A 15,648-nucleotide genomic window follows, 5' to 3' on the forward strand; every position below is an offset into this window, starting at 1 on the left:
TGCAACCCAGGCCGCCCAAGCCCTGGAAAGCATCACCCAGGCGGTGTCGGTGATCAACGACATGAACACCCAGATCGCCAGCGCCGCCGAGGAACAGAGTGCGGTGGCCGAGGACATCAATCGCAATGTCATCAACATCGGCCAGGTGGCCAATGAAATGGCCGGTGGCGCCGATGAATCCAGCGCCGCCAGCGCTGGCCTGACCAAACTGGCCGAACAACAGCGGCGCCTGATCAACCAGTTCCGGGTCTGAACGCCTCTTTGTAGGAGCCGGCTTGCCGGCGAAGCCATCTCAAGCGCCCGCGCGAATGGTGTTGAAGACGTGCGGGCGTATCGCTGGCAAGCCAGCGCCTACAGGGCGCGAGGTGGGGTTAGGCGGGGGTCAGGCATTCAGGGCCATTGAGTTTGGGGTCGTTGACCAGGTTGGCCAGGACCCGCTCACGCAAGGGCGCGGGCTCGCTGGCCAGCAGGGCTTGCAGGGTGTGCAGCGGGGTCTCGGGATTGAGCCAGGCCGCCTGACCCTCGGCATCGAGAATCAGCGGCCGACGCAAGGACGACGCCGCCTGGGTCACCACCGCCGTGCTGAGCCAGACCTGCTCCTGAACCGGATACGCCTCCCAGATGGCGGCAAAGAATATCGATGAGCCCTCCCCCGGCGTCAGCCAGTAGGGCCGCTTGCGGGTGGTGCCGCGCCATTCATAAAAGCCGTTGGCCGGCAGCAGGCAGCGACGCTCACGAAAGGCCTGGCGAAACATCGGCTGCTCGGCCAGGGTTTCGGCCCGGGCATGGGCCGGGGTGCGCGACAGGTCCGTCAGCCAAGGCGGCGTCAGCCCCCAGCGAGCCCGGGCCAGGCTGCGCTGGTCACCTTCGGCTCGCAGGATCAGCACCGAATCATTGGGCGAAATATTCCACTGCGCCCGCTGGTCCGCCGGGAACCCCGGCAAGGCGGCAAAGGCGGGATTCCAACGAAACAGCGCATAACGTCCACACATGGGGCAAGACAACTCTCGACAGGATCGGCGGCCAGCCTAACAGACCAGCACGCCGGCAAAGCTTTCCGGCTCTTCGCCGGGCATAGGCAGCGCGGCATTGTACGCGGCGATCAACTCCCGTGCGTATTGCGCCTGATCGTTTTCCACCGACAGCCCCAGCAAACCGAACACCGGCAGCTCGCCAACGCCCCCCAGCAGATCGCGCCCTACCAGGTGAGCCTCAATGCCCTCACTGGCCAGCATGCTCTGCAACAACTCGCCTTCCATCAGATTTTCCGGTTCGTAGATGCGCTGCATAGGGCCACCCCATCACTCGTTTTCACTGTGAACGTCGAGCATCCATTCCTGACCATCGGTTTGCAGGTGGAACACAATGGGCCGGCAACACACCGGACAGTCTTCGATATAGGTCTGGTCGCCACCGGACAGATCCAGCACGGCTTCAGCGTCTTCACCGCAGTAAGGGCATTGATAGTGATCGGTTTCCAGCATCGCGGTCTCCCGAGTGACTTGTGCGTATAATCGCCGGTCTATTCGCAGGGCTATTTTTGTTTGAGCTGACTTTTCAGACCGTGCCCGGCCATTTTTCGATCCAAACCTTCTTCTTACCCTAGCCGTTTCCAACAAGAGAGCATGATGGGCGAATTCGATGCCATCCGACCTTACCACGACAGCGAAGTACCAGCGGTGCTGGCCCGGCTGCTCGGGGACAAGGCGTTTCTAGATATCCTCACCCACTTCCGCTTCCCGCGTTTTGCCGGCACGTTCGGCTGGCTGCTCAAACCCCTGATCGCGCAACGGCTGCGCCGTGAGTTCGCCGGGGTCACGACGGTGGCGACCTTGCAGGACAAGGTCGAGTTCTACGTCGACCACACCATCGAGCGGGCCACTGACGGCGTCACCTACACCGGGGTCGAGCAGTTCAAGTCCGGCGTTGCCTACCTGTTCCTGGCCAACCACCGTGACATCGTCATGGACCCGGCCTTCGTCAACTACGCGGTGTATCACGCCGGCCTGCCCACGCCGCGCATCGCCATTGGCGACAACCTCCTGCAAAAGCCCTTCGTCAGCGACCTGATGCGCCTGAACAAGAGCTTTATCGTGCACCGTTCGATCACCGGTCGGCGCGAGAAGATGGCGGCCTACCAACTGCTGTCGGCGTACATCAACCACTCGATCCGTAACGACTGCCAGTCGATCTGGATCGCCCAGGCCGAAGGCCGGGCCAAGGACGGCGACGATCGCACCGAGTCGGCGATCCTCAAGATGTTCCACATGAGCCGCAAGGACGAGCCGTTCGGTGAAGTGATCCAGTCGCTGAACCTGACGCCCGTGTCCATCAGCTACGAATACGACCCCTGCGATCAGGCCAAGGCCCGGGAGCTTTACATCCGCGCCACCACCGGCAGCTACACCAAGGTGCCGGGCGAGGACGACGTCAGCATCGCCAAGGGCATCACGGGCTATAAAGGCCGGGTCCATGTGAACTTCGCCCCGCCCATCAGCGAGCTGTTTGAAGACACCAAGCAATTGGCCATTGAGATGGACCGGCAGATTCTCGGCGGCTACCGCCTGTTTCCGGTGCATTACCTGGCGTATGCCCAGTGGAACGAGGCCGACCCGCAGTTGCAAGTGCCCAAGGCCGAGGACGTGTTCCCGGCCCAGGAGCTGGCCAAGGCCCAGGAAGAATGGCAGCGCCGGCTGGACGCCTGTCCACCCGAGCATCGCCCGTACCTGGTGCTGCAATACGCGACGCCGGTGCGCAATCAGTACCGGGTCAAGGCCGGGCTGGCGCTGTAAAACACCGATCAGAAAAACCGCAACGGCGCCCCAGGGCGCCGTTGTTGTAGGTGCAGAACCGTCCCGCGCGCCGACTCAGAAACGCGTGCTAATCCACGACACCAGCAGCGCCAGGCCCAGGCAGGCAAAACCGAAGCGGTAGAAAAACCGATTCATGCGCACGGTCGCCAGGTCGAGCATGGGCAGCGGCGGCTCGACGCCGCGCTGGGTGCTTTGTGCCGCCAGGCTGGCCATGGCGCGTTGCTCACGACGACGGGTGGCGTGCAGCACCCAGCCGCCTGGGCAGGCAAACAGCAGGGCGAGAATGTTGATCAGTTTGGCGGGGTGGGCATTGAACAACGACCAAAGCACTTGCAGCGACATCATGAACCTCGAATCAAACAGAACTGGCGGGCCGTCGATCGACAGCGCGCGGCGCGGATTCTACCCAAAGCCCGACACCTTGCCCGGTTTTTTCCGACCAGTTACGGGGACTGGCGGTTTAAATTGCCCTGTCATCCATTCGTCATCTGAACAAGCCAGTCTGTTGCACCTCGATAGTCCATGGAGCTTGTCATGCTGCACGCCGAAAACCAGGATCGCCTGTACCTGATCTCCCCCAGCGACGAGCAGGAAGCCTTGATTGGCGCCCTGGCGTTCAACGTCCAGGACCGTCACTGGCTGGTGTACTGCGCCCTGGGCGGCCATCAGCATGCGGACCTGCCGGAAAGCGATCCGGCCACCGGACTGAGCTTCCTGGACTTCTACGTGGAAGCCGCCTGAACCCCGGCCCGCGAACATGAAAAAGCCCGGCTTCAGGGATGAAGCCGGGCTTTCTTTTGGGCCCGCCGATGATTCGGGGCGGGCTGTTACTCGCCGAGGATCTGACCGATGGTCGGGTCCTTGAACAGGCGGGTCAGGGCGTCACTCAGTACATCGCCCACCAGCTTGGTGTTGGTTTCCTGGTTCGGCGCCATGCCGAAGCGCTGATCCAGCGACGCGCCATAACGGCCGCTGTAGCGACGGTTGGCGTTCTGCACATCGGAGCGGAAGGTCGCGCCAATGGTGGCTTCAGTCACATACAGGCCTTCCTTGGGCGACTGGTACTTCAGTTCGGCCAGGGTCACGGTGAGTTGTGGAGCGTTGTAGGCGTTGGACGTTGGGGTAAAGCCCAACAGGCGGACTGCGGCTTCAGCCTGGGCCTGCAGTTTCGGCAGGATTTGCGCACCCTGGACAGTGATGGCACTGGTTTCCGGGTACAGGCCACCGCGAGTGCCTAGGGTCGGCGACGGACGACCATCCACGACCCGCACCACCACCGGCTGACCGTGACCTACAGGGGCCAGTTGAGTCGTGAGTTTAGGTTCAGGGCTGAGTTGTTGCGGGCTGTGGGCGCAGCCAACCAGGGACAAGCTGGTCACAGTGATCAAACCGAACAACAGGCGTTGCAACATGCTCATTTCTCCAGAAATCAGGCACAAACAGGGCGCCAGTATAGCGGGGCTCGACAGCGGCTAACCAGCGTCAGCCAAGAGTTAGTCAAGGCTCAGACAGGGACGGCACACCGCGGTTCCTGTCACCTCGCCGTCACAGGCATTACACAGCGGTGTAACGCTGATCATGCATGCTGGCCCTACTCGCCCCAACTGGTACATCGTCATGCACTTTCTCTGGTCTCTGTTCAGCCCTCGGCCCAAATTCCGCAGCTACGCCCTGCTCGACGCCCAGGGTCGCTGCCAAGCCTTCAAGCATTGCAGCCAGGCACCTGCGGGCCATGGTTGGGTAGAGATAGAAGAAATCCGCCTCAACTGGTTGCACCAGCCGCTGCCCGCCAGCGCCCGTGTCAGCCCGCGCCTGGCCCGCCCCGGGGTACAACCCTTGCTGGCCACCTGACCAAACACCTAATAAAAGTCATTAAACAGGATCATTTCTGCGCATTTCTTCGTTACAATCTCCCCCCGATTATAAGGACGTCTCCTGATCGGGCCTCGCAGCACCGCCAATACCCAGGTATTTGGCACCCCGCACCGCCCACAGAGAGCCGCCCACACAGATCGAGTGAAGCTGCGTGCTTGCTGTGCACCTTGCAAACCACCACTTTTCGCGAATCTGCCAGAGCTGCCATTGCTCGGACACTGAAGCTGTTCGCCCGTTTGTGCCCCATGCCCTGCATGGCGTCATCCATTCGGGCCAGGTGCCAGGCTGAGGCAGCCCTTTTTTGAGGTTCACGTCTTCAAAAGAGCGTGAAAAAACGGGTTTTCACAACTTCACAAGAGTGTGGCGAGCAAATGAATAGTTTTGCGTCTGAACTGGCACCATTAGCCTCTACAACAGCCCGATTACACAGGACCGAGCCCTCCTCAGATACTTGCGCTTGATGCCTGTCCGCTGACGGATTTGGTTGCACGAACGGAGGCCTCGACCATAAGTCGAATTGCCCCCAGCGCCCCGGGATGCGTTCATACGCACCTTAGGCCGGGTGGGCAGCGTCCGTAGAAGTTGCAAAAAATTGCGAAGATTCGGACATGGTGATCCTGGCCATGGGTAACTTGGGGCATCACGTGAACCGCCCCGTCACTCCTGGCAGCTATGCCGTCAATTTGGTGCTGCAGATTTTGGAGACGCGTTAATGGCGCATAACGAAGCAGTAGACGTTGTATTGGTTGGGGCCGGCATCATGAGTGCCACCCTCGCTGTACTGCTCAAAGAGCTCGACCCCAGCATCAAGCTGGAAGTCGTTGAGCTGATGGATTCGGGTGCCGCGGAGAGTTCCAACCCGTGGAACAACGCCGGTACCGGCCACGCTGGCCTCTGTGAGCTGAACTACACACCACAGGCCGCCGATGGCAGTGTCGACATCAAGAAAGCCGTGCACATCAACACCCAGTTCGAGGTGTCGAAGCAGTTCTGGTCGTACCTGACCAAGCAAGGCACCTTCGGTTCGTCCAAGTCCTTTATCAGCCCGGTGCCGCACCTGAGTTTCGTCCAGGGCGACAAAGGCGTTTCCTTCCTCAAGAAGCGTTTTGACGTGCTGAGCCAGCACCATGCCTTTGCGGACATGGAATACACCGAAGACAAAGCCAAGATGGCCGAGTGGATGCCCCTCATGATGCCGGGCCGTCCGGCGGATGAAACCATCGCCGCCACCCGCGTCTTGAACGGCACCGACGTCAACTTCGGCGCCCTGACCAACCAGTTGCTCAAGCACCTGACCAGCGCCCCCGATGCACAGGTCAAGTACTGCAAGCGCGTAACCGGCCTCAAGCGCAATGCCAACGGCTGGACCGTGAGCATCAAGGACGTCAACAACGGCGCCAGCCGCGACGTCGACGCCAAGTTCGTGTTCCTCGGCGCCGGTGGTGCGGCCCTGCCGCTGCTGCAAGCCTCGGGCATCGAAGAGAGCAAAGGTTTTGGCGGTTTCCCGGTCAGTGGCCAGTGGCTGCGTTGCGACAACCCGGAAGTGGTCAAGCACCACCAAGCCAAGGTCTACAGCCAAGCCGCCGTGGGTTCGCCACCGATGTCGGTGCCGCACCTGGACACCCGTGTAGTCGATGGCAAGAAATCCCTGCTGTTCGGGCCTTACGCGGGCTTCACCACCAAGTTCCTCAAACACGGTTCATTCCTCGACCTGCCGCTGTCGGTTCGCGCCGGCAACATCGGGCCGATGCTGGCCGTGGCCCGGGACAACATGGACCTGACCAAGTACCTGGTCAGCGAAGTCATGCAATCCATGGAGCAGCGCCTGGAATCCCTGCGCCGCTTCTACCCGGAGGCGAAAGCCGAAGACTGGCGCCTGGAAGTGGCCGGCCAGCGGGTGCAGATCATCAAGAAAGACCCGAAGAAAGGCGGTGTGCTGCAGTTCGGCACCGAGCTGGTGGCGGCCAAGGACGGCTCTCTGGCCGCCCTGCTCGGCGCGTCCCCGGGCGCTTCGGTGACCGTGTCGATCATGCTGGAACTGATCGAACGCTGCTTCCCAGCCAAGGCCAGTGGCGAGTGGGCGGCCAAGCTCAAGGAAATCTTCCCGGCTCGGGAAAAGGTCCTGGAAACCGACGCCGAGCTGTACCGCAAGGTCAACAGCGAGAACAACGTCAGCCTGGAGTTGGTCGAGGCCAACCAGGAAAGCGAAAGCTTCGCGTAATCGGCGCCCCATAAAAAAACGCCCCGTCCTGCTGCAGGACGGGGCGTTTTTTTTTATGGGCTTCTTATAGGGACACAAGGCCGGCGAACAACGATGAAGGGGGCCGCTAGCAACACTGCGCGCCCCTTCGCGGGCAAGCCCGCGCCTACAGGAGCACCGATCAGCCGCGGGCCTTCTCGATCAGCTCGATGTACTCGGCTGCGTTGCGCTGGTCCTGGATCAGGTCAACGAAGGTCTTGCCTTGCTCGTCCTTGCCGTCCAGGTCGTGACCGGCTTCGACAAAGAACACCAAAAAACGCTCAAAATCATCGATACGCAGGCCACGGTAGGCCTTGATCAGTTTGTGCAGGGACGGCGAAGTCGCGTCGACCGGTTCGAAATCGAGGAACAACTTGATCTGCCCATCGCCGATCTCGTCACCAATCAGTTGTTTCTTATCTTTACGCATTGCCGACTCCAGCTCGCAGACATTTCACGGGGCGGGCAGTTTACCCCCAGGCAGCACCGGGCCTCAACGCGAGCGTACGGCGCCGGTGTGCAAGTCGGCCCAGACATGGCCATTGGCGTAGCTGAGGAACTGGCAATACACCGTGTCGTTGCGCAGCAAGTCCATCACCACCCGGTACTGGGACAGCGGGTAGTACAGGGTCAGGGCCTTGCTCTTAGGGTCGAAAATCGGCTTTTTCAGGCTTTTGCTTTCGCCGTCGAAGTTCACCAACACCTGGCTGATGCTCGCCCCCCTGTTCAACGGCTTGCCTTTGAGGCGCACCAGCAAGGGCGAAGTCACTGGAATGGGTTGCTGGTTGGACTGACGCTGGCTGCCGATCACCACCGAGTACTCGGTGACTTGCAGCAGTTGCTGCTGCTCCGGCGCGGAGTCACGCAAGGTCAGGTCATCGGGGGGCAGGAACTGCGCATGCATCGGCGCCGGGGCTGCCGCCAGTGGAAGGCTCAGGGTCAAAAGAAGGGCCGCGCTACTGCGAATCAACAGGCTCATGACAGGCTCCAGGCAAGGGCCGATCACTCTAGCACGGCTTCTGATCAGCCTTGCATGCAGCGGTGGAGCCTGTAGGCCATGCAAACAACCCCGGAGATGGGCAGGTGCCTGCGAACGGCAGAAACGCTGCACGCCGCAGGATCAGTCGAACTGGGCACGCATCCAGGCGTGATACTCGGCCACTGCCGGCTCGCCCTCGCGAGGAGCCCAGGCAGCCAGCTCACCCTCGCCCACCGGACGATAGGGGCCGGCCTTGCACTCGAACATCAGGCTGTCAGCCTCCAGCACCACCAGGCCGTGGAACACCCCGGCCGGCAGATCGACACCGACACACTCACCACCGGCCTGCAGCACCCGCTTGGCCAGGACATGGCCCGCCTCGTCAAACACCAGCAAGCCCAATCGCCCCTTGAGCACCAGCAGGGTTTCCGCTTTGTCAGCACTCAGGTGGCGGTGTGGCGGTATATAGGTGGCCGGTTGCAGGCCGACCGCCATGCGATGGCACGGCTCATCCATCTGGTGGAAATTGTGGTGCTGCCGGCCACGGGGGTTGGCCGCGGCCTTCTCGGCCAACTCGGCAAACAGCGATTGGTCGAGAAAGCTCGGCTGACTCATGGCTTACATGCCTTTGACGGCGAAGATGCCAGCCGCGTTGCGCCAGTAACCTTTGTAGTCCATGCCATAGCCGAAGATGTAGCGGTCAACGCACGGCAGGCCAACGTAATCGGCCTTCAGGTCAGGACGAGCCTTGCGGTCGTGGTCCTTGTCGATCAGCACTGCGGTGTGCACCGCGCGAGCGCCGGCGTGTTTGCAGAAGTCGATGATCGCGCCCAGGGTGTGACCTTCGTCGAGGATGTCGTCGATGATCAGCACGTCACGGTCAATAAAGGAGACTTCCGGCTTGGACTTCCAGAACAGCTCGCCGCCGCTGGTTTCATTGCGATAACGGGTGGCGTGCAAATAGGAGGCTTCCAGCGGGAACTGCAAGTGGGTGAGCAGCTTGCCGGCGAAAATCAGGCCGCCGTTCATCACACAAAACACCACCGGATTGCGCTCAGCCAGTTCTTCATTGATGTGTGCACCGACCCGGGCGATGGCCGCCTCGACTTCAGCTTCGGTGTACAGGCAGTCAGCCTCTCGCATGATTTGACGGATATGCTCGAGATCAGCGGACATGGCGCTCTCCAAGGGGGTGGCAGTTTCGGAAAAGCGGGCAAAGGTACGCATCCCGCCGGGTCAGATCAAGCCTTTCTGGACTAACGTACTTCATGTCTATAGGACAACAACCCCGGATAGATTAATCTAGGCCGGTTTTTTTGCCCGCCGCCGGAGCTTTTCCCTATGCCCATCCGCGAGATCCGCCACCCGCTGATCCGACACAAACTTGGCCTTATGCGCCGCGCCGACATCAGCACGAAGAATTTCCGCGAGCTCGCTCAGGAAGTCGGAGCCCTGCTGACGTACGAAGCCACCAAAGACCTGCCCCTGGAAAGCTACGAAATTCCTGGCTGGTGCGGCCCGGTCCAGGTGGAAAAAATCGCCGGCAAGAAGATCACCGTGGTCCCGATCCTGCGTGCCGGCATCGGCATGCTTGAAGGCGTATTGAGCCTGATCCCGGGGGCCAAGGTCAGCGCCGTCGGCGTGGCCCGCAACGAGGAAACCCTCGAAGCCCACACCTACCTGGAAAAGCTGGTGCCGGAAATTGACGAGCGCCTGGCGATGATCATCGACCCGATGCTGGCCACCGGCGGTTCCATGGTCGCGACCATCGACCTGCTGAAAAAAGCCGGCTGCCGGGACATCCGCGCCATGGTCCTGGTGGCCGCGCCGGAAGGCATCGCCGTGGTCGAAAAGGCCCACCCCGACGTGATCATCTACACCGCGTCCATCGATGAAAAACTCAATGAACACGGCTACATCATCCCGGGCCTGGGCGATGCCGGCGACAAGATCTTCGGCACCAAGCAGAAGGACGCCTGACCATGCAGGATGAGTTCAACGATCCGCTCTGGCGCCAGGTGCTGTCTGGCGCGCAGATGCTCTTCGTGGCCTTTGGCGCGTTGGTGTTGATGCCGCTGATTACCGGTCTTGACCCTAACGTGGCGCTGTTCACGGCGGGTCTCGGGACTCTGTTGTTCCAGGTTGTCACCGGGCGCCAAGTGCCGGTGTTCCTGGCGTCGAGCTTTGCCTTCATCACCCCGATCATTCTCGCCAAGGGCCAGTTCGGCCTCGCCGCGACCATGGGCGGCGTGATGGCGGCCGGTTTCGTCTACACCTTTCTCGGCCTCGCGGTGAAGATCAAGGGCACCGGTTTTATCGACCGCTTGCTGCCCCCCGTGGTCATCGGCCCGGTGATCATTTCCATTGGCCTGGCCATGGCACCGATCGCCGCCAACATGGCGATGGGCAAGGCCGGTGATGGCAGCGAGCTGATTCATTACCAGACGGCAATGATGATCTCGATGCCAGCACTGCTGACCACCCTGATCGTTGCAGTGTTCGGCAAGGGCATCTTCCGCCTGGTGCCGATCATCTCCGGGGTCTTGGTGGGCTTTGCCATGTCTTTCTACTTTGGCGTGGTCGACACCGCGAAAATTGCGGCGGCACCGTGGCTGGCCCTGCCCCACTTCACCGCACCGGAGTTCAACTGGCAGGCGATCCTGTTCATTGTGCCCGTGGCCCTGGCTCCGGCCATCGAACACATCGGTGGTGTGATTGCCGTAGGCAGCGTGACCGGTCGCGACTACCTGAAGAAGCCCGGCCTGCATCGCACCCTGTTCGGTGACGGCATCGCCACCACCGCCGCCGGCCTGTTCGGTGGCCCGCCCAACACCACCTACGCCGAAGTCACAGGCGCGGTGATGCTGACCAAGAACTACAACCCGAAAATCATGACCTGGGCGGCGGTGTTCGCCATCACCCTGGCCTTTATCGGCAAGTTCGGTGCGCTGCTGCAAAGCATTCCAGTACCGGTGATGGGCGGGATTCTCTGCCTGTTGTTCGGCTCGATCGCCGCGGTGGGCATGAACACCCTGATCCGCCACAAGATCGACCTGGGAGAAGCACGCAACCTGGTGATTGTCTCAGTGACCCTGGTGTTCGGAATTGGCGGTGTGCTGGTAGGCACCGGCACCGGCCCGGATGACTTCGGCCTCAAGGGGATTGCGCTGTGCGCCGTGGTGGCGATCGCGCTGAACCTGATCCTGCCGGGCAACGACGGCTGGAAGAACAAAAAAGCCGACGAGCCGCTGATTTAAGCCAAACCTATCGTCAGCAAGCCGGCGCCTAAGGGCCCCGGCGTGCTGACGATGCTCTTAAAGCGCCAACGGCGCCCGCTCACACAAGGTCGTCAACGCCTTGGCCCATTGCGGGTCATCATTCAGGCACGGCACCAGCACCAACTCTTCGCCCCCGGCTTCGCGGAACTGTTCACGCCCGCGATCACCAATCTCTTCCAGGGTCTCGATGCAGTCCGCGACAAACGCCGGGCACATCACCAGCAGCTTTTTCACCCCTTGCTTGGCCAACTCATCCAGACGCGCTTCGGTATAGGGTTCGATCCATTTCGCCTTGCCCAAACGGGACTGGAACGACACCGACCACTGGCCTGGCGCCAAGCCCATGCGCTCGGCAAAGGCTGAGGCGGTGCGCATGCACTGGGCGCGATAACAGGTGGCCAACACCGCCGGTGACGCATTCTTGCAGCAATCGGCATCTTTGAAGCAATGCTGGCCGGTGGGGTCGAGCTTGGTCAGGTGACGCTCCGGCAAGCCGTGAAAGCTCAACAGCAGGTGATCATGCTCCTGGGCAAGATAAGGCCGGGCGCTGGCCACCAGGGCATCGATGTACTCGGGCTGATCGTAGAAGGGCTGCAGTATCGAGAACTGCACATCGAGACGTTTTTCCCGAACCACCCGCTTGGCTTCCTCGATCACCGTGGTCACGGTGCTGTCGGCAAACTGCGGATACAACGGCGCCAGGGTGATTTTTTTCTGCCCTTGAGCGGCCAGGCGCACTAGGGTCGATTCGATGGAAGGCTCGCCGTAACGCATCGCCAACTCCACAGGACCTTGCTGCCATTCCTGCTTCATCACCTGTTGCAGGCGACGGCTGAGCACCACCAGTGGCGAGCCCTCTTCCCACCAGATCGAGGCATAGGCGTGGGCCGACTGCTCAGGGCGCTTGATCAGGATCAGCGACACCAGCAGACGCCGCACCGGCCACGGCAAATCGATGACGTACGGGTCCATCAGGAACTGATTGAGGTAGCTGCGCACATGCGCCACCGAGGTGGAAGCCGGCGAACCCAGGTTGACCAGGAGCAACGCGTGATCGGTCATGCAACGTCCTATTTCAGAGGCGGCTGGACAGGTCGTCCAGGGCCGCGGGCAAATCAGTGAACTGGAAAGTGAACCCGGCTGCTTGCAAGCGTGCGGGCAATGCCCGTTGTCCGCCGAGGAGCAACAGCGACAGCTCACCCAGGCCGATGCGCAAGGCAAACGCCGGCAACGGCAACAGGGCGGGCCGGTGCAACACACGGCCCAGCGCCTTGGCGAACTCGCGATTGCGCACCGGCTTCGGCGCGCAAGCATTATAAGGACCACTGGCATCACTGCGATGCAGGAGAAAATCAATCAGGGCGATTTGGTCTTTGATGTGAATCCACGGCATCCACTGCCGACCGCTACCAATGCGGCCGCCCAGGGCCAGTTTGAACGGCAGCAGCAGGCGCGACAAAAAGCCGCCTTCGGCCGACAGCACCAACCCGGTGCGCACCAACACTACTCGCATGCCCAGGGCTTCAGCGCGTTGCGCGGTTTCCTCCCAGGCGATGCACAGCTGGCTGGCGAAATCCTCATTCACCGGTGGCGAGTCTTCGGTCAGTTCGCGCTCACCGCCGTCGCCGTACCAGCCCACGGCCGATCCCGAGATCAATACGGCGGGCTTTTGTTCGCGGCTTTCCAGCCAGGCCAGCAGGGTTTCCGTGAGGGTGACACGACTGCTCCAGAGCAGCGCCTTGCGCTTGTGGGTCCAGGGCCGATCACCAATTGGAGCTCCGGCCAGGTTGACCACGGCATCCAGAGGTTCCTGGCCCAACTCCTGCAACTGCTTGATCCCGCGGACCTGAGCACCGCATAACGAAGAGACAGTTTCGGGGTGACGGCTCCAGACCGTCAGCCGATGCCCTTGAGAAAGCCAGTACCGGCAGAGCTCACGCCCAATCAAACCAGTACCGCCGGTCAGCAATATGTGCATGAGTTCTTCCTCGCGTGGCGTTTAACCTGAATCACTAGTCTATTTTTATAGGCAGGGATCTTTTCAATCGGGCAGGCTCTCTTTTAACAATAGACAACCTGAACCTCCGACAACCGCCAAAAGCTATACCAAAAAACAATATTGTACAGGTTTTAGTGACGGCGTAGTCTGTACAGAAAGGTAAACGAGGCCCCTATGACAGTACCCATCGCAATCATCGGTACCGGCATCGCCGGACTCTCAGCGGCCCAGGCGCTACGAGACACCGGGCACGTTGTACAACTCTTCGATAAAAGCCGCGGCAGTGGCGGGCGCATGTCGAGCAAGCGCAGCGATGCCGGTGCGCTGGATCTGGGGGCCCAATACTTCACCGCGCGTGATCGGCGCTTCGTCAATGAAGTGCAGCGCTGGCAAGCCAATGGGTGGGTCGCCGAATGGACGCCGCAACTCTACAACTCCCACAGTGGCCAAGTCAGCCCCTCGCCCGACGAGCAGACTCGCTGGGTGGGCAGCCCGCGTATGAGCGCCATTACCCGGGCCTTGCTCGGCGACGCCGAAGTGCATTTCGCCTGCCGTATTACCGAGGTGTTTCGCGGCGAACGGCACTGGCATTTGCAGGACGCCGAAGGCTTCACCCACGGTCCGTTCAGCCATGTGGTCATCGCCACGCCGGCGCCCCAGGCCACCGCGCTGCTGGCCGCCGCACCGAAGCTCGCAGGTGTCGCCGCCGGGGTGAAAATGGACCCGACCTGGGCCGTCGCCCTGGCGTTCGACAAGCCCCTTGAGACCGCCGTCGAAGGTTGCTTCGTGCAAGACAGCCCCCTGGACTGGCTGGCCCGCAACCGCAGCAAACCCGGGCGCGACAGCACGCTGGACACCTGGGTCCTGCACGCCACCAGCACCTGGAGCCGCCAGCACATCGACCTGCCCAAAGAGGCGGTGATCGAGCAATTGCACGGTGCCTTCGCCGAGTTGCTGCACAGCGCCATGCCCGCGCCGACCTTCAGCCTCGCCCACCGCTGGCTGTATGCCCGCCCCGCCACCAGCCATGAATGGGGCGCCCTGGCGGATGCCGACCTGGGGCTTTATGTCTGTGGCGACTGGTGCCTGTCCGGCCGCGTCGAAGGCGCCTGGCTGAGCGGCCAGGAAGCCGCGCGCCGACTCCACGAGAGCCTGCAGTGAACCGCCTCAACCCGCGCAAGTTGCTGCTGTCGAAATGGACAGCAGCCCGCCCGCAAAATCGTGAGAAACACTTTCTGGTCACCGAACTGTTTTGCGACGACGAAGGCACCGTGCTGGACATCGAGTTGCAGGCGGTGCTCAGCAAGCGCAGCCAACGCCTGACCTGGCAGACCCTGCAAAACGATCAGGACTGGCAGATGGGCTGGAAATAGCCCCGGACCGCCACCGACAAAACCTATACAAAATATTTGACTTGTACAGCCTTACTCCTATGATGAGCCAAGTTGTACAGGATATTTATTTTGTACAGGTATCGTTTGGAGGTCCTCCCATGCCCGACATCGCACCCCGTGGCGGCAAACCCAAAATCGCCATCAGCGCTTGCCTGATGGGCATCGAGGTCCGTTTCAACGGCGGGCACAAGGAATCACGGCTGTGCAGCCGGGTGCTGAGCGAGCATTTTGATTTCGTGCCCCTGTGCCCCGAGGCCGCCATCGGCCTGGGTACGCCAAGGCAACCCATTCGCCTAGTGGGCAACCCGCAGCATCCCCAAGCCGTGGGCACGGTAGACGCCAGCCTGGACGTGACCGAGCCGCTGGCCGATTACGGCCGGCGCATGGCCGAGGCGCTGGGTGATATCTGCGGCTACATCTTCATGCAAAAGTCGCCGTCGTGCGGGCTGGAGCGGGTCAAGGTCTACCAGGCCAACGGCATGCCCAGCGATGACGGTGGCCGCGGCATTTACGCCCAAGCCTTTTGCGACCTGCACCCGGACCTGCCGGTGGAGGAAGACGGGCGTCTCAACGACCCGGTACTGCGCGAGAACTTCCTGACTCGAGTCTTCGCCTACAGCGCCTGGCAGGACCTCTTGGCGACGCAAGGCCTCAGCCGCCGCAGCCTGGTGGAATTCCACTCCCGATACAAATACCTGCTGATGGCCCATAACCCGGTGCAGTACAAAACCCTGGGCAATCTGCTGGGCAGCATGGGCAAGGGCGACCCGAAAGAAATCGGCCCACGCTATTTCAGTGAACTGATGGCGGCCCTGAAGAAATGCGCCACGCGCCGCACCCACACCAACGTCCTGCAACACCTGAGCGGCTACCTCAAACAAGTCATCAGCGCCGAAGACAAGCAGGAAGTGCAGCAGATCATCGGCCAGTACCGCCACGGCATCGTGCCTCTCGTCGTACCGCTGACCCTGCTCAAGCACCACTTCCGCCAACACCCCGATCCCTATGTGGCACAGCAGGTGTACCTGCAGCCGCACCCGGAAAACCTCAGCCTGCGCAATGGAATCTGAG

General features: G+C 61.5%; 20 protein-coding genes and 1 pseudogene. 10 read left to right on the forward strand and 11 right to left on the reverse strand.

The window, feature by feature from the left end:
* Positions 1-253 (forward strand): annotated as a pseudogene (locus M1B34_RS23570) (methyl-accepting chemotaxis protein); the annotation flags it as partial.
* 118 nt (positions 254-371) lie between these two features.
* Here M1B34_RS23570 and M1B34_RS23575 read toward each other — a convergent pair.
* The 3 genes from M1B34_RS23575 to M1B34_RS23585 are packed head-to-tail and all read right to left on the reverse strand — an operon-like array spanning position 372 to position 1,484.
* Positions 372-992: an SOS response-associated peptidase gene (locus tag M1B34_RS23575; RefSeq protein ID WP_268266355.1), complete on the reverse strand. Its 621-nt coding sequence runs from the start codon at positions 990-992 to the stop codon at positions 372-374.
* 36 nt (positions 993-1,028) lie between these two features.
* Entirely contained in the window at positions 1,029-1,289 is a 261-nt protein-coding gene (locus M1B34_RS23580) for a putative signal transducing protein (RefSeq protein ID WP_123337796.1), read from the reverse strand.
* A 12-nt stretch (positions 1,290-1,301) separates the two neighbouring features.
* Complete coding sequence (locus M1B34_RS23585; RefSeq protein WP_268261260.1) at positions 1,302-1,484, reverse strand: CPXCG motif-containing cysteine-rich protein; 183 nt, start codon at positions 1,482-1,484, stop codon at positions 1,302-1,304.
* A gap of 144 nt (positions 1,485-1,628) precedes the next feature.
* Between M1B34_RS23585 and M1B34_RS23590 the strand changes: the two genes are divergently transcribed.
* Entirely contained in the window at positions 1,629-2,792 is a 1,164-nt protein-coding gene (locus M1B34_RS23590) for a 1-acyl-sn-glycerol-3-phosphate acyltransferase (RefSeq protein ID WP_185039447.1), read from the forward strand.
* Positions 2,793-2,867: 75 nt separating this feature from the next.
* Here M1B34_RS23590 and M1B34_RS23595 read toward each other — a convergent pair whose 3' ends face one another.
* Positions 2,868-3,155: a hypothetical protein gene (locus M1B34_RS23595; RefSeq protein ID WP_268266356.1), complete on the reverse strand. Its 288-nt coding sequence runs from the start codon at positions 3,153-3,155 to the stop codon at positions 2,868-2,870.
* A gap of 192 nt (positions 3,156-3,347) precedes the next feature.
* Here M1B34_RS23595 and M1B34_RS23600 point away from each other — a divergent pair, with 192 nt between their 5' ends.
* Positions 3,348-3,554, forward strand: coding sequence for a hypothetical protein (locus M1B34_RS23600; protein WP_123337802.1), 207 nt, complete (start codon positions 3,348-3,350; stop codon positions 3,552-3,554).
* Positions 3,555-3,640: 86 nt separating this feature from the next.
* Here the strand turns inward: M1B34_RS23600 and M1B34_RS23605 are convergent, their stop codons facing one another.
* Positions 3,641-4,225: a YajG family lipoprotein gene (locus M1B34_RS23605; protein WP_123337805.1), complete on the reverse strand. Its 585-nt coding sequence runs from the start codon at positions 4,223-4,225 to the stop codon at positions 3,641-3,643.
* A 205-nt stretch (positions 4,226-4,430) separates the two neighbouring features.
* Between M1B34_RS23605 and M1B34_RS23610 the strand changes: the two genes are divergently transcribed.
* Both M1B34_RS23610 and mqo read left to right on the forward strand, forming a co-directional pair.
* Positions 4,431-4,664 carry a hypothetical protein gene (locus tag M1B34_RS23610; RefSeq protein ID WP_123337807.1) on the forward strand — a complete coding sequence of 78 codons (234 nt, stop codon included), beginning with the start codon at positions 4,431-4,433 and terminating at the stop codon, positions 4,662-4,664.
* 736 nt (positions 4,665-5,400) lie between these two features.
* Positions 5,401-6,909, forward strand: coding sequence for a malate dehydrogenase (quinone) (mqo, locus tag M1B34_RS23615; protein ID WP_123337809.1), 1,509 nt, complete (start codon positions 5,401-5,403; stop codon positions 6,907-6,909).
* Between the two features lie 160 nt (positions 6,910-7,069).
* On the opposite strand, the gene M1B34_RS23620 is transcribed toward mqo, so the two are convergent.
* From M1B34_RS23620 to M1B34_RS23635, 4 genes are all read right to left on the reverse strand, one after another.
* Entirely contained in the window at positions 7,070-7,357 is a 288-nt protein-coding gene (locus M1B34_RS23620) for a PA4642 family protein (protein WP_123337810.1), read from the reverse strand.
* Positions 7,358-7,420: 63 nt separating this feature from the next.
* Positions 7,421-7,906, reverse strand: coding sequence for a hypothetical protein (locus tag M1B34_RS23625; protein ID WP_268266357.1), 486 nt, complete (start codon positions 7,904-7,906; stop codon positions 7,421-7,423).
* Between the two features lie 141 nt (positions 7,907-8,047).
* Complete coding sequence (locus M1B34_RS23630) at positions 8,048-8,521, reverse strand: WbuC family cupin fold metalloprotein (protein ID WP_123337813.1); 474 nt, start codon at positions 8,519-8,521, stop codon at positions 8,048-8,050.
* Positions 8,522-8,524: 3 nt separating this feature from the next.
* Complete coding sequence (locus tag M1B34_RS23635; RefSeq protein WP_123337961.1) at positions 8,525-9,082, reverse strand: hypoxanthine-guanine phosphoribosyltransferase; 558 nt, start codon at positions 9,080-9,082, stop codon at positions 8,525-8,527.
* A gap of 165 nt (positions 9,083-9,247) precedes the next feature.
* Between M1B34_RS23635 and upp the strand changes: the two genes are divergently transcribed.
* On the forward strand, positions 9,248-9,886 hold the full coding sequence (upp, locus tag M1B34_RS23640) for a uracil phosphoribosyltransferase (RefSeq protein ID WP_123337815.1): 639 nt from the start codon (positions 9,248-9,250) through the stop codon (positions 9,884-9,886).
* A gap of 2 nt (positions 9,887-9,888) precedes the next feature.
* The gene (locus tag M1B34_RS23645; RefSeq protein ID WP_123337817.1) at positions 9,889-11,163 is read left to right on the forward strand and encodes a uracil-xanthine permease family protein; all 1,275 of its coding nucleotides are present in this window, start codon (positions 9,889-9,891) and stop codon (positions 11,161-11,163) included.
* 57 nt (positions 11,164-11,220) lie between these two features.
* Here the strand turns inward: M1B34_RS23645 and hemH are convergent, their stop codons facing one another.
* On the reverse strand, positions 11,221-12,246 hold the full coding sequence (gene hemH / locus M1B34_RS23650; protein WP_268266358.1) for a ferrochelatase: 1,026 nt from the start codon (positions 12,244-12,246) through the stop codon (positions 11,221-11,223).
* 13 nt (positions 12,247-12,259) lie between these two features.
* A complete protein-coding gene (locus M1B34_RS23655) occupies positions 12,260-13,162 on the reverse strand; it encodes a TIGR01777 family oxidoreductase (RefSeq protein WP_268266359.1) in 903 nt (300 codons plus the stop codon).
* A gap of 195 nt (positions 13,163-13,357) precedes the next feature.
* On the opposite strand from M1B34_RS23655, the gene M1B34_RS23660 reads away from it, so the two are divergent.
* From M1B34_RS23660 to M1B34_RS23670, 3 genes are all read left to right on the forward strand, one after another.
* Entirely contained in the window at positions 13,358-14,344 is a 987-nt protein-coding gene (locus M1B34_RS23660; RefSeq protein ID WP_268266360.1) for an NAD(P)/FAD-dependent oxidoreductase, read from the forward strand.
* On the forward strand, positions 14,341-14,556 hold the full coding sequence (locus M1B34_RS23665; protein ID WP_123337825.1) for a TIGR02450 family Trp-rich protein: 216 nt from the start codon (positions 14,341-14,343) through the stop codon (positions 14,554-14,556). The genes M1B34_RS23660 and M1B34_RS23665 overlap by 4 nt, the downstream gene beginning before the upstream one ends.
* 119 nt (positions 14,557-14,675) lie before the next feature.
* Positions 14,676-15,647 (forward strand): YbgA family protein, encoded by a 972-nt coding sequence (locus M1B34_RS23670; RefSeq protein WP_268266361.1) that lies wholly within the window; start codon positions 14,676-14,678, stop codon positions 15,645-15,647.
* Position 15,648: the final 1 nt, after the last annotated feature.

It is taken from the genome of Pseudomonas morbosilactucae (genome assembly GCF_023241715.1).
GTDB lineage: Bacteria > Pseudomonadota > Gammaproteobacteria > Pseudomonadales > Pseudomonadaceae > Aquipseudomonas > Aquipseudomonas morbosilactucae.

What these genes read in the sequence shown, in the direction of transcription:
- M1B34_RS23670 (WP_268266361.1), top strand. Translation starts at nt 14,676, where the DNA reads ATGCCCGACATCGCACCCCGTGGCGGCAAACCCAAAATCGCCATCAGC.
- M1B34_RS23630 (WP_123337813.1), bottom strand. Translation starts at nt 8,521, where the DNA reads ATGAGTCAGCCGAGCTTTCTCGACCAATCGCTGTTTGCCGAGTTGGCC.
- M1B34_RS23660 (WP_268266360.1), top strand. Translation starts at nt 13,358, where the DNA reads ATGACAGTACCCATCGCAATCATCGGTACCGGCATCGCCGGACTCTCA.
- M1B34_RS23635 (WP_123337961.1), bottom strand. Translation starts at nt 9,082, where the DNA reads ATGTCCGCTGATCTCGAGCATATCCGTCAAATCATGCGAGAGGCTGAC.
- upp (WP_123337815.1), top strand. Translation starts at nt 9,248, where the DNA reads ATGCCCATCCGCGAGATCCGCCACCCGCTGATCCGACACAAACTTGGC.
- M1B34_RS23655 (WP_268266359.1), bottom strand. Translation starts at nt 13,162, where the DNA reads ATGCACATATTGCTGACCGGCGGTACTGGTTTGATTGGGCGTGAGCTC.
- M1B34_RS23580 (WP_123337796.1), bottom strand. Translation starts at nt 1,289, where the DNA reads ATGCAGCGCATCTACGAACCGGAAAATCTGATGGAAGGCGAGTTGTTG.
- hemH (WP_268266358.1), bottom strand. Translation starts at nt 12,246, where the DNA reads ATGACCGATCACGCGTTGCTCCTGGTCAACCTGGGTTCGCCGGCTTCC.
- M1B34_RS23605 (WP_123337805.1), bottom strand. Translation starts at nt 4,225, where the DNA reads ATGTTGCAACGCCTGTTGTTCGGTTTGATCACTGTGACCAGCTTGTCC.
- M1B34_RS23590 (WP_185039447.1), top strand. Translation starts at nt 1,629, where the DNA reads ATGGGCGAATTCGATGCCATCCGACCTTACCACGACAGCGAAGTACCA.
- M1B34_RS23625 (WP_268266357.1), bottom strand. Translation starts at nt 7,906, where the DNA reads ATGAGCCTGTTGATTCGCAGTAGCGCGGCCCTTCTTTTGACCCTGAGC.
- M1B34_RS23595 (WP_268266356.1), bottom strand. Translation starts at nt 3,155, where the DNA reads ATGTCGCTGCAAGTGCTTTGGTCGTTGTTCAATGCCCACCCCGCCAAA.
- mqo (WP_123337809.1), top strand. Translation starts at nt 5,401, where the DNA reads ATGGCGCATAACGAAGCAGTAGACGTTGTATTGGTTGGGGCCGGCATC.
- M1B34_RS23600 (WP_123337802.1), top strand. Translation starts at nt 3,348, where the DNA reads ATGCTGCACGCCGAAAACCAGGATCGCCTGTACCTGATCTCCCCCAGC.
- M1B34_RS23575 (WP_268266355.1), bottom strand. Translation starts at nt 992, where the DNA reads ATGTGTGGACGTTATGCGCTGTTTCGTTGGAATCCCGCCTTTGCCGCC.
- M1B34_RS23610 (WP_123337807.1), top strand. Translation starts at nt 4,431, where the DNA reads ATGCACTTTCTCTGGTCTCTGTTCAGCCCTCGGCCCAAATTCCGCAGC.
- M1B34_RS23585 (WP_268261260.1), bottom strand. Translation starts at nt 1,484, where the DNA reads ATGCTGGAAACCGATCACTATCAATGCCCTTACTGCGGTGAAGACGCT.
- M1B34_RS23620 (WP_123337810.1), bottom strand. Translation starts at nt 7,357, where the DNA reads ATGCGTAAAGATAAGAAACAACTGATTGGTGACGAGATCGGCGATGGG.
- M1B34_RS23645 (WP_123337817.1), top strand. Translation starts at nt 9,889, where the DNA reads ATGCAGGATGAGTTCAACGATCCGCTCTGGCGCCAGGTGCTGTCTGGC.